Genomic DNA, 15,797 nt, shown 5'->3' with positions numbered 1-15,797 from the left:
GAGGCTCGTCCACCAAGGTAAAACAACCGAGGGCGGGCAAGTAAAACTACGCGCCGCGGACCAGCAGAACCTCGGTAGCGGCTGCCGTCAGTGCGTGCGCTCCTCGGCTTCGGGTTCTTCCTCGAAGCCGGAAATCAGCCCCATGCGCGAGGCCTTGCGCACCAGGTCCACGGTGCTGTGGACGCCGAGTACCTGCATGATCGTGTACTTGTGCGATTCCACCGTGCGCACCGACAGGCCCAGTTCCCAGGCGATCTGCTTGGAACGCAGGCCGCGCGCGACGCGATGCAGGATGTCGCTCTGCTTGTCGGTGAGCGCGGGCGCCGTGCGCGGGGCCGCCGAGGCGGAGATCGTGCGCACGGCAAGCGTCGGGGTGATGTAGGTGCGGCCCGCCAGCACTTCCTGGATCGCACGGACGAGTTCCTCGCCCGCCGAATGCTTGAGCACGTAGCCGCTGCCGCCCGCGTTGATGGCTTCGGCCGCCATCTCCGGCGATCCGTGCATCGTGAGGAAGATGAAAGGCGTGTCGTGGCCGAGTTCGCGCAGCTGCCGCATCGCATCGATGCCGCTGATGCCTTCCATGGTGATGTCGCTGATGACCACGTCGGGTTCGGACGCTGCGACCGCCGCGACCAGCGCTTCGCCCGACTGCACCAGCCGTACGTCGCCGAAGCATTCCATCAGCAGGCGTTCGACGCCCTGCGCGACCAGCAGGTGGTCGTCGGCGAGGAGGAGGTCGATGTCCCGCGCGGGCGCGTGGCCCGGTGCCACGTGGGTGTGCTCGCTCATCACTCGCTCCGTCGCGCGGCAAGTCGTGATAGTTGTGTGAACTCCGTTCAAACGCCGTGAAAACCGCGTATCGGAATGTTGTCCTCGCATCGCAGCCGTTCGCGTGACACTACGTATGGAAGGGCTGTTCAGGGCAGCCCGGTGCGCGAGGAGTGCATTCGTGGAATGGGCCATGTCCGCGAAATCGAGGTTCGGCGCGCCCATCGTCGTCGGGATCGCCACGGCCTTCGCGCAATCGCTCGAAGTGGAGCCGTGGACGCATTTGGTGTTCACGCACGTCGTCTGGTTTCCCGGCGCCGTATTGATGTGCTGCCTGTTGCTGGTGCCGACCGCGCGCTGGCCCGCGTGCATCGCCGGCGCGGTGCTCGGCAGTGCGTTGTTCTGCGTCGGGATGGGCCGGCCGTTGTTGCCGCATTGCGTGGTGCTGCTGGGGGAATGCGTGCTGGTGGCGGGCGCGAGCTTGCTGCTGCGTGCGCCGGCGCGCGACGGCATCCAGGATTACGTCGACATCGGGCGCCTGCTGCTCGTCGCGGGCATGGCCCTGCCCTTGATCGGCGGCGCATGGGCGCGCGCCGCCACGCACCAGCTCGGCCTGGTGGACATGCCGGATGCGTGGTCGCAGGTGGTGCTGGCGCGCAGCATCGGGTACCTGATCCTGGTGCCCTGCTTCATCGGCGGCCTGCATTACCTCCGCACACCGTGGCACGTGCGCCAGGCGCACTGGCCCGCCCTCGCGCTGGGCACCGTGCTGCTGCTCGCGCTCACGCTGGCCTGGAGTTCGCACTGGGCCACCAGCAATACCGCGCCCTTGCTGCTCCTCGCGCCCACCGCGTTCCTGATCTGGGCGTTGCAGGCCTTCGGCGTGGCGGGGGCGTTCGTCGCGTGGCTGTTCGTGTTCGCGATGGCGCTGGGACAGAGCAGCCTCGGCCTTGGCCCGCTGGTGCGCGACACGTTCGAGGCGACGATCCTGCGCACGCAGATGTGGGCGCTGGGCACGACGGGCGTGCTGCTGGTGCTGGCCGCGCTGTCCGAACAACGCCGCGTGAGCCGCGCGTCGCTGGAGGACGCCTACGGCCGCCTGAGCGCGCTGGCCCGCAAGATGATGATCGTGCAGGAAAGCGAACGCGTGCGGATCGCGCGCGAGTTGCACGACGACATCAGCCAGACGCTCGCGTCGATCTCCATCGAGATGAGCGCGCTCAAGCGCAGCATGGAAGGCGAAGACCGCGCGCGCGTGGACGATATGCAGGAACACCTGCGGGGCGTGTCGGAGGACGTGCGGCGCCTGTCGCACGACCTGCATCCCAGCATGCTGCGTTACACCAGCCTGGCCGCATCGCTCAGCGCGCTGTGCGAGAGCCGCACGCATCCCGGCGGGCTGCAGGTGCACTGCGACGTGGAAGACACGCCCACGCTGAGCAACGACCAGAAGCTCAACCTGTTCCGCATCGCGCAGGAAGGCATCCACAACGTGGAGAAGCATGCGCGCGCGGGCCAGGCGCGCATCACGCTGGCCTGCGTCGACGACGACATCGTGCTGCGCATCGACGACGACGGCGTGGGCCTGTCCCCGCGTGGCGGCAGCGTTGCGCGCGAGTCGCCGGGCCTGGGCATGATCAGCATCGGCGAGCGCGCGAAGATCCTGCAGGGGCACTTCACCCTGCGCGCGCGCAGCGGCGGCGGGACGCGCCTCGAAGTGCGCTGCCCGCTGCAACCGGCCGACGTCCAGTAGAACTACTGGCGGTGCACTGCGTAGAAATCGGGTTGGCGCGCGCCACCCGGGGCGGGCTTACTGCATGCCGGGCCCGTGGAGACCTCGCCATGCCGCGCGTCGCGTCGTTCATCGCATTCATGGTCGCGTGCTCGGGCGCGGCATTCGCGCCGGCGCACGCGTCAGAAGGCGCGCTGGGCCGCCCCATCACCGGCGTGCAGGGAACGAACTTCGCGGGCGTGGTGCCGGCGACGCCCGGCTTCAACCTGTCGGTGCAATACATCTACTACGGCGCGTCGATCGGCGCGGAACGCGAAGTGCCCATCGGCGGCACCTCCGCGCTCGGCATCGACCTCACGGCGCAGCTGCTCGCCTTCAGCGGCGTGTACGTGTGGCCCACCGGCGAAGGCAAGTGGAACTACGCCACCGCGGTCGCGGTGCCGTTCGCGGACATGGATGCCAGCGCCGATGTGCGCATCGGCCGCTTCGGTGCGAGCACCAACGACCGCGATTCGGGCCTGTTCGATGCGACCTTCGTGCCGGTGATCGCGAGCCGGCATTTCAGCCAGACCAGGCACATGTCGCTGGCCTTGTACGTCAGCGCGCCGACGGGCTCGTACGATCCCGACCGCCTCGCCAACCTGAGCCTCAACACCTGGATCTATTCGCCGACGGTGGGCTACACGCAGCTGTTCTCGAAGGGCGAAGTGGAATTCAGCACGCTGGCGGCGGTGGACTTCTACACGAAGAACGACGCCACCGATTACCAGAACGGCGCGGTGTTCCGCGTGGATGCGTTGCTGATGCGGCGCTATCCGAATGGCTGGGGCCTGGGCGCGGCGGGCGGCTGGATCGAACAGGTCGAAGACGACACCGGGCCCACCGCCGATCGCTTGAACGGCTTCCGCGGGCATTCGCTCGGCATCGGCCCGCTGGCGACGTATGCGAAGAAGTGGGAAGGCGGGCAAGTGGAGTTCTCGGCGCGCTGGTTGTACGAGTTCGACGTCAAGAACCGCTTCCAGGGCCATCCGATCATGGTCACCGCGACCATCCAGTTCTGAGGGCGACGCCGATGCGTATCGCAAAGTGGCTGTGGTTGTTGGCGATCCTCGCATCGCCGCTCGCGCGCGCGCAGGACAACGCGGACGAACTCGCGAAGCAACTCTCCAATCCCGTCGCCTCGCTGGTCAGCGTGCCGTTCCAGTACAACGCGGACTTCAGCATCGGGCCCGAGGATGGCGTGAAGCACACGCTCAACATCCAGCCGGTGATCCCGCATTCCTTGAACGAACAATGGAACCTGGTCACGCGCGTGATCGTGCCGGTGATCCAGCAGGACGATGTGCTCGGCAATTCCGGCAGCCAGTTCGGGCTCGGCGATACCACGCCGACGTTCTTCTTCTCGCCGAAGGCACCGACGGCGGGCGGATGGATCCTCGCCGCGGGCCCGGTCTTCCTGTTGCCGACCGCCACCGACGATCGCCTCGGCGGCGAGAAATGGGGCATCGGCCCGAGCGTGCTCGCGCTGAAGCAGACGCACGGCGGCTGGACCTACGGCGTGCTCGCCAACCACCTCTGGTCCGTCGCGGGCGCCGACGATCGCGCGGACGTCAGCTCGACGTTCCTGCAACCGTTCCTGGCCAAAGGCCTGTCCGGCGGCCGCACGATTTCGCTCAACGCCGAATCCAGCTACGACTGGAAAAGCGAGCACTGGAACGTGCCGCTCAACCTCGGCTATTCGAAGGTGACGCGTTGGGGCCAGCAGATGGTGAGCCTGCAGGGCGGCGTGCGCTGGTATCCGACCGCGTTCGGCGACGGCCCGGACTCGGGCGTTCGCTTCACGCTGACGCTGCTGTATCCGAAGCACTGACGAGGTCGCCATGGAACTGCATTACATGCTGGGGCTGTCGGATGTCTTCGTGCTGCTGTTCGTGACGCTGGGGCCGCCGCTCAAGGTGCCGGCCGCGTATTTCGACGTGACCCGCACGCTCGAGCCGCGGGCAGCGAAGCAACTGGCGACGCGCGCGTTCGCATTCGCGCTCGCCGCCTCCCTGCTCGGCGGCGCGGTGGGCGCAGCGTTGATGTCGAAATGGCACATCTCGATCCCGGCCATGACGCTGGCCGCCGGCGTGGTGTTCTTCCTGGTGTCGCTGCGCGGCGTGCTGGCCGAGTACGACGCGCACATGCATCCGCCTGTCGCCCCCGACCCGGCCGCGCCGGTCCCTTCGGCCTTCAGGATCGCGGTGCCGATGCTGGTCACGCCCTACGGGATGGCCGCGATCATCCTGCTCGTGGCGCGCTCGCGGCAGATGGAACGTGGCCTCACGGTGGGGGCGCTGGTGATCGCGGTGATGCTGCTCAACCTGCTGGCGATGCGCTACGCGCGCCCGATCCTGCGCTTCATCGGCACGATCCCGCTGCAGCTGTTCACCACGATCGTCGGCGTGCTGACGATCGGGCTGTCGCTGCAGATCCTGATTTCCGGGCTGGTGGGCCTGGGGTTGATCGACGCGGGCGTGGTCAACGGCGGATGAGTTCGATGTCCACGCCCATCACCGGCGCGGCCAGTTCGATCCCGAAGCGTCGCTCGCCGCGCAGCGCCCGCAGCTGCACGTAGTTGGCGGCGACTTCCACGTGGAAATCCTGGCTGTCGAGCACGTCGCGGAAGGCGTTCTTCAGCGCGAGCGCGATGGCGCGGTCGGTCTGGCCTTGCTTGACGTCGATCGACACGTCCATCGGCGCGGTGTCGTTGCGCCACAGGCGGAACGTCAACTTGCCGTCGGCCTTCGCGCTGCGCTCGACCTTGATCGACCAGGATTGCGAGGTGACCTTGGGACGCGCGGCCTCGTCGACGCCGGCGGAAGCGGCCGCGGTGGCGGGTGCGGCGACCTGCGCCTGCGCCACGCCGGACAGTAATGCGAACACCAGGACTGCCAGTTTCATCGCCCTCTCCTTCCCTTGATGTCAATCGACGTGGGTCCGGCGCGAGGTTACAACGTCCGCCCGTCCGTGCGGGAACGTGGTTTTACCTGTGCCCGGGCCAGTAGTTTTGCGGTGCCGCCCGGTGCGGGCGATCCCGATAATGCCGTCGTCATGCCGTCGACCCCGCGTTGCCACGCAGGAGGTTCCATGCGCACTTCACTTCGATTGGCCGTCGCGCTGCTGCTGGTGGTCGCGGGCGGTTGCGGGAAGAAAGACGCGACGCCCGCCGCCACGCCCGCAGCACGCACGGTCGCGCCCGCCGCGACGGTCGCGCCAACCTCGACGGTGGCGGCCGCCCCCGCGGCGGCGCCGGTGAAGGACGCGGTGTTCTCGCCGCCCGAACTCGACCAGATGGTCGCGCCGATCGCGCTGTATCCCGATCCGCTGCTCGCGCAGGTGTTGATGGCCGCGACGTATCCCGGCGATGTCGCCGATGCCGCGGCGTGGTCGAAGCAGAATCCGAAGGCGACCGGCGATGCCGCCGTGCAGCAGGTCGCGTCTCAACCGTGGGATCCGAGCGTGCAATCGCTGGTCGCGTTCCCGCAGGCACTGGCGACGCTCGGACAGGATCCGGCGTGGGTGCAGCGCCTCGGCGATGCGTTCCTCGCGCAACCGGACGACGTGATGGATGCGGTGCAACGCTTGCGTCACCAGGCACAGTCGGCCGGGAACCTCGAATCCAACAAGTACCAGACCGTCAGCGTGTCCGCTGCGCCCGCGCCTGCCGCCGGTGAAGCCGCGCCGATGGAGACGGCCCCGATGCAGGGCGGCATGGAATCCGGGCAGTCGAGCCAGTCGACCATCGTCATCGCGCCGTCGGATCCGGAAGTCGTGTACGTCCCCAGCTACAACCCCACCGAGGTCTACGGTGCGTGGCCCAACCCCGGGTATCCGCCCGCGTACTACCCGCCGCCGCCGGCGTATTACGCGGGCAGCGCGTTGATGGCGGGCCTGGCCTTCGGCACGGGCGTGGCGATCACCAATGCATTGTGGGGCGACATGAACTGGGGCGGCGACGACATCGACATCAACGTCAACCGCTACAACAACATCAACGTCAACAGCAACATCAACGCGAGCAGCAACCGCTGGCAGCACAACGCGGTGAACCGCGATGGCGTGCCGTACCGCGATCGCGCCAGCCGCGAACAGTACGACCGACGACTGCCCGGCGCGGAATCGCGCGAAGGCTTCCGGGGCGACAGCAACCCGCAACGTGCGCAGGCGCGCGAACAGGCGCGGGCGTCGATGGAACGGCGCGGCGTCGAACCGCGCGCAAACGCAGGCACCGGGACGCGCGATCTTGCGGGCGGCGGCAATCGCGACCAGGCCCGCGATCGTGCACGCGCTGCAACGTCGGACAATGCCGCGCGCGAACGCGCCCGCAACGCGAGCGGCAACGCGGGGCAACGCGATCGGGCGCAGCAGACGGCGCGGGATCGCGCGGGGGGTGCGCAGGGCGCGCGCGATCGCCAGCAGATGGCATCGAACGATGGCGCACGCCGCCAGCAGTCGCAACAGAACCATCGCCCGCGCGGCGAATCCACGTCGCAGTCGCGGCAGGCCGCGCAACGCCAGCAGCGCGCGCAGTCCGGCGCGCGCGACAACGCCTTCCAGGGCGCGCGCCAACCGCAGCAGGCGCGCGCGCAGGCGCAACGCGGCCAGGCCAGCCACGCGCAGGCGCGGCAGGCCAGCGCGGGCGGCGGGCGCGGCGGCGGCCAGCGCGGCGGCGGCGCATCGCGTCCCGCGGGACAACAAGTGAACCGCCAGGCTTCCGCGCCGCGCCAGAGTGGCGGCGCGCGGCAGGGCGGCGGTGGTCGCCATCGCTGAGGAGTTCGCCATGCATCACGCCGCGCTTCGCATTCCCCGCACGCTGCTGTTGATGGCGGCCCTCGCCTGCACGCCCGCCTTCGCGCAGCAGGCCTACCCCACCACCGACGCCGCCGCGCAGGCGTTCGTCGATGCACTCGGCACGCAGAAGGCCGACCAGGCGAAACTGGCCGCGCTGCTCGGCAAGGATTGGCGCACGTTCATTCCCATCGAAGGCGTCGAACGCACGGACGTCGACGCGTTCCTCAAGGCCTACGGCGAGAAGCACGCGATCCAGACCGGGAGCGACGGCACCGCGCACCTGGTGGTCGGCACCAACACGACGTGGACGCTGCCCATCCCGCTGGCGAAGGACGCGAAGGGCTGGCATTTCGACACGCGCGCCGCCGCCGATGAAATCCGCGTTCGCCGCATCGGCCGCAACGAAGACGCTGCGATCGAAGCCGCGAAGGCCTACCACGACGCGCAGATGGATTACGCCGAAGAAGATCGCAACGGCGACGGCGTGATGGAGTACGCGCGCAAGTTCTTCAGCACCGACGGCAAGCACGACGGTTTGTACTGGGCCGAAGACGACAGCGGCGAAATCAGCCCGCTCGGCCCGCTGTTCGGCGATGCCACGCCGGGCAGCGACTGGCACGGCTATCACTTCCGCATCCTGGAAGCACAGGGGCCGTCGGCACCGGGCGGCGCGTACAACTACAAGCTCGGCGACAACATGAGCCGCGGTTTCGCACTGATCGCTTGGCCCGCGAAGTACGACGACACCGGCGTGATGAGTTTCATGATCAGCCACGACGGCACGCTGTTCCAGAAGGACCTCGGGCCGGGCGGCGAAGCGCAGGCGAAGTCGATGAAAGCGTTCGATCCGGACAGCAGCTGGAGCGAGGTGCCTGCGTCGGCGCAGTGAGTCAGGTGATCGGCGGGCTGGTGAGCTTCAACGCCTCGCGCCGCGTTTCGTCGAACAGCACGTGCGCGACGGGGATGCAGCCGAAGGGCGGCAGCGATGCCGGGTCGGCGCCGTGCAGCGCGAAGCGTGCGAGGGCTTCCTCCAGCCGGTGGCCCGCGTCGTGGAGCGTGTAGATCGGAGAATCCGGATCGAAGTCGCCGGTGGAGCGCGCATCCAGGATCCAGAACGCCTCCCCGGCGGCGTTGGTCGCCAGGACCAGGCGCGGGACGTCCTGGAGATCCCGGGCTTCCACGATGCGGTGCCACTCGTTCGGCGTCATTCACTCACTCCCGGTCGGCGGGGTGCAGGATTGCACCGGGCGCAGGGCGACGTTGTAGCGTCCGCGCGATGACGAATCGGACAACGCCGGAGGATGGATGAAAACGTCCGCATGGAAGGTCCTGGCACTCGGATGCATCGCGCCGGTGTTCTGCCTGGCGGCCTGCGCGCGGGAGCCCCATCCTTCGGCGGACGTGCACGACGCAACAACGGAGGCTGCGGCCTCCACGACGTCCGGATCCCGCACGCCGCTGCCCGAGGCAGGTGACGTTGCATCGCGCGATGGCGGCGCCGCTCCGCCAGCGACTGCATCGTCGATCCCGCCACGTTCCGAACCCGCGCTGTCCCCGCCGGAATCCGTCATCGCGGACTATCTGGATCCCACGGCGGCCAACGGCATTCCGATTCCCACGACGATGGGCCGCGAAAACCACGTCGCCTTCATGGCGGAGAAGCGGGACGCCGAGTGGGCCGACTTCGTCGAAGGCCACCTGCGTGACTACCTCTCCAGGCAGCAGGACGCCCGCCTGGTGGTCACCGTCCGAATGGAATGTCGATCCACGATGTGCGAGGTGCTCGCGGTGAGCCGGACGCCGCAGGAGACACCGGATGCCGTGGAGCGATGGCAGGACGTGATCTGGCGCATGCACGAAGAACCCTGGTATCGCTCCGCAAAGATCGGCGAACCCGCCGTCGAGTTCGGGAGCAGCGGAGACGATCGGGTCGCGATCCTGACCTACCTGATTCGCGAATGACGCAGGAAAACGAAGCCCCGCATTCGCGGGGCTCGTCTTTTCCAACCGTGGCTGCGGAAGCTGCCGATCAGGGCGCGCCGCTGCAGGCGCACGAGCTCGGGCACCACTTCTGCGGGAGCGTGGCGCTCTTGCAGTGCCATTCCAGGCTGCCGGCGTTGCGGACGGCCGAGAACGACAAGGACTTCGCCGGCGCGGTGGACAGCTTGGCGTTGGCCTTGGAACCGGCGTAGGTGGCGATGATCACGCCGGTGGTGGTGCCGACGTTGACGTCGCTGACGTATTCGCCCTTGATCGACGCGGCGGTGGCGATGCCGGCCGACGAGTTGGCGGCGGGGTAGTAGCCACGGTTGTTGACGAACTCACCCACCGCGGTCTTGACGCCGTCGGCGAGCGACGAGCCTTCCGAGACCTGCGAGCGGATCACGTAATCCTGGTACTGGCTGATCGCGATGGCGGCGAGGATCGCGATGATCGCGACCACGATCATCAACTCGATCAGGGTGAAACCTGCGGCCTGCTTCTTCATGGAACTCCCCCGGGGTTTTGGCGATGCGATTTTTTATCCGAGTCACTGCCGCTTGCCAACCGCGCTTTGCTACGCGCTGCTCGCCCGATCCGTGAATGCGATTGCAGTTCGCGAACGGGACCGTCGCGCTACCATCACGGCCGGGGATCGGGGACAGGGGAACGGGGGCGTGAGCGAGATCTGGTACGTGCTGGTCGACGGGAACGCCGAGGCCCGCACGCGGGCGGACATCGCCTACCTGCGCTGGACGGGGTTGCTCGACGACGACGCGCTGGTGCGCACCGAAGGCATGCCCGACTGGGTGCCGTTCCGCGACTCCGCCCTGGCGTCGGAGCCGCCCTCGGACGTGCCGGGATTCCCGCCGCGCGTCGTGGTGCCGCCGACATTGGCGGTGAGCGACGACGGCTGGCAGGACACGACGCCTTCGCCGTGGCGCCGCTACTTCGCGCGCTCGCTGGATGTGCTGGTGCTGGGTGCGCTGGCGTGGTTGGTGACTGCGTTCGCGATGGCCGGCATCAGCACGCAGTTGTATGAAACCGTGTTCGCCTCGCCGCTGGTCGATAATTCCATCGTCTCGGGCATCGCGACGTGCGCGCTCGTGTTGCCGATCACCGCGTTGCTGCTCGGCACGAGCGGTTCCACCATCGGCAAGTGGGTCTTCGGCGTGCGCGTCACGCGGCAGGACGGCCGGCCGATCGGGATCATGGCCGCGCTCAACCGCGAGGTCGGCGTGTTCCTCAAGGGCATGGGGCTGGGGATTCCGCTGGTGGCGCTGTTCACGCATGCCTTCGCGTACTCGCGCCTCAGCGACCAGGGCGTGACCGCGTGGGACAAGGATCAACCGTGGGTGGTGACGCACCGCCCGCAGGGCTCGGGCCAGGTTGCGCTGTATTGCCTCGGCATCATCACGATCGTGGGAGGTTTCATCCTCCTTCGCGCGCTGTAACCATGGACGCGATCTACCTGCAGACACCGGCGGGCCAACTGGGTCCGCTCGCGGAAGACGAGGTGCGCAAGGCCTTCGACAAGGGCCAGCATGGGGTCACCACGATGTCGTGGAAGCCCGGCGAAGCGCGCTGGACATCGCTCGGCGCACGCTGGGAACGCAAGGCGCGTCCGACGCGCCATCCCTGGGGATGGGCCGCGGGTGCGGGCGCGGGCGTGGTGGCGTTCATGGCGATCGGGGTGGGCGTGCCGTCGGCGGTGTTCGCGGACGCGTTGCCGACGCCGTTGCGCTCGATGGGCGCGCAGATCGCGCTGATCGTCGTGGCGGGCGTGCTGGCGGTCGCGTTGCTGGCCGTTGCGATGCGCCGCGCCGCCGAGCGAGGCGGCATGCGCTTGCCGCTGGCCGTCGGCGTCCTGCTGTTCGTCGCGACGAGCCTGATGAGCGCGGGGTTGATGCGGCAACGCGCGAAAGTGGATCGCGCGCGCCATGAAAACGAAAACGCGTCGATGGTGCTCAACGCCGCCGGGGACGTGGTGCAGATCAAGGGGTACATCGCCGGCGATTTCGCCCGCGACTTCAACGCGCTGCTCGCGCGCGCGCCGCACCTGGCCACCATCGAGATCGACAGCCCCGGCGGCCTCGTCGACGACGCCCTGAAGGTCGCGGCCGTCATCCAGTCGCGCGACCTGCGCGTGCGCGTCGATCGCGAATGCGCCAGTGCGTGCGTCCTGCTGTGGGCGGCGTCGCCGACGCGCGAGATGGGCATCAGCGGCGCGATCGGCCTGCACCAGGCGCGCGGCTCCGGCGACATGCCGAAGGAATGGCAGGACGCGGGCCTCGCCCTGACCGAAGCGCCGTCGCAGGCCATCCTGAAAGGCGCGGGGTTCAGCGAAGCGTTGCTCGCCAAGCGCTCCACGACATCGCCGGACAGCATGGAGTGGATCGGGGCGGTGGAACTGGTCGACGAAGGCGTTGCGCTGCGCGTCGTCAACGACGCCGGCGCGACGCCGGGACGCGCAGAGCTGGTGATGGCGGACATGTTGCGGCGGGATGGCGCCGAGGGCGATGCGCGAAGGCTGTATCTCGCCTACGCGGTGGCCTCGCCCGGCCCGGCGTTGCGCCACGCCCAAGCCTTGCGCGCCGCACAGCGCGAGGGTCGCAGCCTCGCGCCGGCGAGCGATGCGATGAACACCGAGGCGCGCGCGTTCGCGATGTCGCATGCGCCCGACGATGCGCTGCTGCGATGGGCGACGCAGATGCTCGGCCTGTACGGCGAGGGGATCGACGGGCGCAACCCCAACGTGTGCGTCGCGCTGGTGGATGCCGCGCAGGGCACGCCGGATCCGGACACCAAGCGGCGCAGGCTCGAAGCGCTCGCGGACCTGATGGCCGCCATTCCCGCCAATGCACCGCGCGCGTCGTTCGACGCCAACATGGCGCGGGACGCCGACATCGCCATCCGCACCGAATTCTCCGCGCGCATGCGCCAGGGCCATCCCGAGTCGTGGCGCGACTGGACCACGCCGCAGCAGTGCGCGTTCGTCCAGCGCCTCTACTCGATGGCGCTGGCGCAGCCGCCGGACAAGGCCGCCACGGCGATCCGCGTGATCGAAGGCGTGCAGTAACCGACCGCGCCGTCCGCTGCGACGGCGTGGCCGACGCCGGTGCATGCCGGCGTTCCCTTGGTTGCATGCATGCACGCCACGCCGGGAGTCGCTCGATGACACGCACCCAGGGAATCGCCTGCCTGTTGTGGCTCGGCCTGCTGGCCTGCGCCGATGTTTTCGCACAGGCCCCGCCCAACCCTTCCGGCGAAATGGAATTCGCCGACGGCCAGAACTGGACGATCACCTCCCCGCCCCTGCGCTGGGAGATCGGCCAGTCGGGCGTGTGGATCATCGTCCCGAGCGGCTTCGTGCACGACAAGGCGAGCATCCCGCCCGCGCTGCAGTCGCTGATCCACAAGAACGGCACGTACACGCGCGCGGCGGTGATCCACGACTGGTTGTACTGGTCGCAGCGCTGCACGCGCGACCAGGCCGACAACCTGCTGGTCATCGCGATGAAGGAAAGCAACGTCGGCTGGCTGGATCGCCGCGCGGTGTATCGCGGCGTGCGCGTGGGCGGCGCGAGTGCATGGAACAGGAATGCGCAGGACCGCGCCCGCGGCGAACTGCGCTTCAACGGCGGCATGCTGCCGGAAGGCAACATGACGTGGCCGCAGATGCGCGCGGCGCTGAAGGCGCAGGGCCGCAAGGATCCGCCGATCGACCCGCGCAGCGATTACTGCAGGTTCGGGGATTCGCACGCGGTGCCGGGGCCGCCGGCCTAGCGCTTCCCCTGCCCCGCGCGCGCCAGCACGTCCAGCAGCGTCGCCTGGTCGATGGGCTTCACGAGGTGCACGTCCATCCCCGCGTCGCGCGAGGCGGCCTGGTCGTGCGGTTGCCCGTAGCCCGAAAGCGCGACCAGCAGTCCCGTGCGTTCGCGCAGTTGCGCACGGATCCGGCGCGCGAGCTGGTGGCCGGTGATGTCCGGCAAGCCGATGTCCAGGAACGCCACGTGCGGCGGCGCCGCGACGATCGCATCGAAGGCGTCGCCGGCACGATGGAACACGCGCGCGCGATGCCCGAGTGCCTGCAGCAACGACTGCAAGGTCTTCGCGGCATCGACGTTGTCGTCGACCACCACGATGTCCAGCACCGCGTCTTCGCGCGGCGCGGTCACCTCGGTGCGCACGTCTTCGGACACGGGCCCCTGCACCTGCGGCAGGCTGACGCTGAACACCGCACCGTGGTGGCGGCCCGCGCTGTCGGCGGTGATCGCACCGCCGTGCAGCGCGACGAGGCTGCGCACCAGCGCCAGGCCGATGCCGAGCCCGCCCTGCGTGCGGTCGGGCGAACGATCCGCCTGCGTGAACAGGTCGAAGATTCGCGGCAGGAGCACGGGGTCGATGCCCTGTCCGTTGTCGCGCACGTGGACGCAGGCGTTGCCGTCGGCGGCTTCCGCGTCCAGGTCGATCTCGCCGCCTTCCTGCGTGTACTTGGCCGCGTTGTTCAACAGGTTGGCCAGGATCTGCACCAGCCGCGTGCGGTCGCCGCGCACCCACAGCGGACCCGGCGGCAGGCGCGTGCGCAAGGCATGGCCGCGCGCTTCGATCAGCGTGCGCACCTGCTCGATGGCGCTGGCGACCACCGACTTGAGGTCGACCGTCTCCAGGTCCAGGTGCACCAGGCCGCGCGTGACGCGCGAGACATCGAGCAGGTCGTCGACCAGTTCCGTCATGTGGCGCACCTGGCGTCCGATCACCTCGCCGGCGATGCGCACGCGCGTGGGATCCGACGTCAGCAACAGCAACTGCGATGCGGTGCTGATCGGCGCGAGCGGATTGCGCAGCTCGTGCGCAAGCATCGCGAGGAATTCGTCCTTGCGCTGGTCCGCCTCGCGCAGTGCGCGCTCGCTGCGTTCCAGCGCATCCTGCGCGACGCGTTGCTCGTGGATGTCGGTGGCCGTGCCCAGCCAGCGCACGATCGCACCGTCGTCGCCGCGCACGGGCACCGCGCGCACCAGCACCCAGCGATAGTCGCCCGCGTGGTGGCGCAGGCGGAACTGGATGTCGTACTCCTCACCGGTATCCAGGCTATGCCGCCAGCGCGCCCACGCGCCCGGCAGGTCGTCGGGGTGCAGGACTTCCGCCCAGCGTTCGCCTTCCGTCGTGCCCGCGGTGAGGCCGGTGAATTCGTACCACTGCTGGTTGTAGTAGTCGTTGTATCCATCCGGCAGCGCCGACCACACCATCTGCGGCATCGCGTTGGTGATCGTCCGGAAGCGCGCTTCGCTGTCGCGCAGGTCCGCTTCGGCGCGCACGCGGTCGCTGATGTCGGTGCCCTGGATGAAGATGCCGTCGATCCGGCCGTCGTCGTCCGCGATCGGCTGGAACACGAAGTCCACGATGCGGTCCTCGATCTCGTCCTGGCCTTCGCGCCGCAGGCCGACGGGAACGCGGCGGCCGATGTAGGGCACGCCGGTTTCGAACACCTGCGTGAGCTGGTCGATGAACTTCTGGTCGAGCTCGGGCAACGCCGCGCGCACCGAGAGCCCGACGATGTTCTGGCGCCCGACCAGCGCCAGGTACGCTGGATTGGCGATCTCGTACACGTGCTCGCGCCCGCGCGTCACCGCCACGAAGCCGGGCGCCTGCGCGAACAGCGACGTCAGCCGCTGCATCTGCGCCAGGCGCATGCGCTCGGCGGTGACGCCCGTGGTGGTTTCCGTGCACGCGCAGTACATGCCCGCGACTTCGCCCTGCTCGTCGATGACGGGCGAATAGGAGAAGGTGAACCACGTGTGCTCTTCGTAGCCCTTGCGCAGCATCGTCAGCGGCAGGTTCTCGAAGTACACCGCTTCGCCGGCCAGCGCGCGCCGCGCCAGCGGGCCCACGTCGTCCCAGATCTCGAACCAGATCTCCTCGAACGGCCGCCCGAGCGCGTCGGGATGTTTCGTCCCGAGGATCTCCGAATACGGATCGTTGTAGAGGAACCCGAGCGACGGCCCCCACGCCACGAACATCGGGAACTGCGAGCGCAGCATCAGGCTGACGACGCTGCGCAGCGACTGCGGCCAGTGTTCCGGCGGACCCAGGGGCGAGGTGCGCCAGTCGTGCGCGCGCATCATGGCCGCAACCTCGCCGGGCGCATCGAGGAAGCGCAGGTTCGATGGAGCGTTCATGGGGCCGGCTTGGACGAGGCGGCCGGCATTATGGGCGGGCGCGGCGTGTCGGTCGATTTCACGCGCGGGTCGCGGCGCCGGCCGGCGACGGGCAACAAAAAACCCCGCGTTGCGGCGGGGTTTTGAGTGAATGCCCGGACCGCGGTGGACTGCGCCGGACTTCTGATTGGTGCCCAGGAGAGGACTCGAACCAGCATTCTAGGCCTTTGTTTTTGCATGTATTTTTAGATTATTTTACGACGCATACCCATAATTCAACCCGAGTGAGTAGTCGCAACTCTTTGGGCTGCTTCGACGCTCTCGAA

15 protein-coding genes are annotated in these 15,797 nt (G+C 68.6%); 10 read left to right on the top strand and 5 right to left on the bottom strand.

Translation table 11 applies throughout. The features are described 5' to 3' along the window. Positions 1 to 87: 87 nt before the first annotated feature. Positions 88 to 789 carry a response regulator transcription factor gene (locus LYSHEL_RS11325; RefSeq protein WP_213434148.1) on the bottom strand — a complete coding sequence of 234 codons (702 nt, stop codon included), beginning with the start codon at positions 787 to 789 and terminating at the stop codon, positions 88 to 90. A 172-nt stretch (positions 790 to 961) separates the two neighbouring features. Here LYSHEL_RS11325 and LYSHEL_RS11320 point away from each other — a divergent pair, with 172 nt between their 5' ends. The 4 genes from LYSHEL_RS11320 to LYSHEL_RS11305 all read left to right on the top strand — a co-directional run bounded on the left by LYSHEL_RS11320 (position 962) and on the right by LYSHEL_RS11305 (position 5,034). Then, a complete protein-coding gene (locus tag LYSHEL_RS11320; protein ID WP_213434147.1) occupies positions 962 to 2,521 on the top strand; it encodes a sensor histidine kinase in 1,560 nt (519 codons plus the stop codon). Between the two features lie 89 nt (positions 2,522 to 2,610). Beyond that, the gene (locus LYSHEL_RS11315; RefSeq protein WP_213434146.1) at positions 2,611 to 3,561 is read left to right on the top strand and encodes a SphA family protein; all 951 of its coding nucleotides are present in this window, start codon (positions 2,611 to 2,613) and stop codon (positions 3,559 to 3,561) included. 11 nt (positions 3,562 to 3,572) lie between these two features. Continuing rightward, positions 3,573 to 4,370: a transporter gene (locus LYSHEL_RS11310; RefSeq protein WP_213434145.1), complete on the top strand. Its 798-nt coding sequence runs from the start codon at positions 3,573 to 3,575 to the stop codon at positions 4,368 to 4,370. 10 nt (positions 4,371 to 4,380) lie between these two features. Next, the gene (locus LYSHEL_RS11305) at positions 4,381 to 5,034 is read left to right on the top strand and encodes a MarC family protein (protein ID WP_213434144.1); all 654 of its coding nucleotides are present in this window, start codon (positions 4,381 to 4,383) and stop codon (positions 5,032 to 5,034) included. Here the strand turns inward: LYSHEL_RS11305 and LYSHEL_RS11300 are convergent. Continuing rightward, positions 5,021 to 5,443, bottom strand: a complete 423-nt coding sequence (locus LYSHEL_RS11300) for a hypothetical protein (RefSeq protein WP_213434143.1) — start codon at positions 5,441 to 5,443, stop codon at positions 5,021 to 5,023. The genes LYSHEL_RS11305 and LYSHEL_RS11300 overlap by 14 nt on opposite strands. Positions 5,444 to 5,629: 186 nt before the next feature. On the opposite strand from LYSHEL_RS11300, the gene LYSHEL_RS11295 reads away from it, so the two are divergent. After that, a complete protein-coding gene (locus tag LYSHEL_RS11295; protein ID WP_213434142.1) occupies positions 5,630 to 7,312 on the top strand; it encodes a DUF3300 domain-containing protein in 1,683 nt (560 codons plus the stop codon). A 10-nt stretch (positions 7,313 to 7,322) separates the two neighbouring features. Further along, a complete protein-coding gene (locus LYSHEL_RS11290) occupies positions 7,323 to 8,222 on the top strand; it encodes a DUF2950 domain-containing protein (RefSeq protein ID WP_213434141.1) in 900 nt (299 codons plus the stop codon). A gap of 1 nt (position 8,223) precedes the next feature. Here LYSHEL_RS11290 and LYSHEL_RS11285 read toward each other — a convergent pair whose 3' ends face one another. Next, positions 8,224 to 8,541 carry a hypothetical protein gene (locus LYSHEL_RS11285; protein ID WP_213434140.1) on the bottom strand — a complete coding sequence of 106 codons (318 nt, stop codon included), beginning with the start codon at positions 8,539 to 8,541 and terminating at the stop codon, positions 8,224 to 8,226. 97 nt (positions 8,542 to 8,638) lie between these two features. On the opposite strand from LYSHEL_RS11285, the gene LYSHEL_RS11280 reads away from it, so the two are divergent. Continuing rightward, positions 8,639 to 9,295 (top strand): hypothetical protein, encoded by a 657-nt coding sequence (locus LYSHEL_RS11280; protein ID WP_213434139.1) that lies wholly within the window; start codon positions 8,639 to 8,641, stop codon positions 9,293 to 9,295. 67 nt (positions 9,296 to 9,362) lie between these two features. Here LYSHEL_RS11280 and LYSHEL_RS11275 read toward each other — a convergent pair whose 3' ends face one another. Continuing rightward, positions 9,363 to 9,821, bottom strand: coding sequence for a pilin (locus tag LYSHEL_RS11275; protein WP_213434138.1), 459 nt, complete (start codon positions 9,819 to 9,821; stop codon positions 9,363 to 9,365). A 169-nt stretch (positions 9,822 to 9,990) separates the two neighbouring features. Between LYSHEL_RS11275 and LYSHEL_RS11270 the strand changes: the two genes are divergently transcribed. The 3 genes from LYSHEL_RS11270 to LYSHEL_RS11260 all read left to right on the top strand — a co-directional run bounded on the left by LYSHEL_RS11270 (position 9,991) and on the right by LYSHEL_RS11260 (position 13,099). Further along, positions 9,991 to 10,767: an RDD family protein gene (locus LYSHEL_RS11270; RefSeq protein ID WP_213434137.1), complete on the top strand. Its 777-nt coding sequence runs from the start codon at positions 9,991 to 9,993 to the stop codon at positions 10,765 to 10,767. Positions 10,768 to 10,769: 2 nt separating this feature from the next. Continuing rightward, a complete protein-coding gene (locus LYSHEL_RS11265; RefSeq protein WP_213434136.1) occupies positions 10,770 to 12,392 on the top strand; it encodes a hypothetical protein in 1,623 nt (540 codons plus the stop codon). 95 nt (positions 12,393 to 12,487) lie between these two features. After that, positions 12,488 to 13,099, top strand: coding sequence for a DUF1353 domain-containing protein (locus LYSHEL_RS11260; RefSeq protein ID WP_213434135.1), 612 nt, complete (start codon positions 12,488 to 12,490; stop codon positions 13,097 to 13,099). Here the strand turns inward: LYSHEL_RS11260 and LYSHEL_RS11255 are convergent. Continuing rightward, on the bottom strand, positions 13,096 to 15,492 hold the full coding sequence (locus tag LYSHEL_RS11255) for a hybrid sensor histidine kinase/response regulator (protein WP_213434134.1): 2,397 nt from the start codon (positions 15,490 to 15,492) through the stop codon (positions 13,096 to 13,098). The genes LYSHEL_RS11260 and LYSHEL_RS11255 overlap by 4 nt on opposite strands. Positions 15,493 to 15,797 lie beyond the last annotated feature (305 nt).

The sequence above is a fragment of the Lysobacter helvus genome, from assembly GCF_018406645.1.
Taxonomy (GTDB): domain Bacteria; phylum Pseudomonadota; class Gammaproteobacteria; order Xanthomonadales; family Xanthomonadaceae; genus Noviluteimonas; species Noviluteimonas caseinilytica.
The sequence above is the reverse complement of the archived record's forward strand: the minus strand, read 5'-3'. Positions and strand labels throughout refer to the sequence as shown.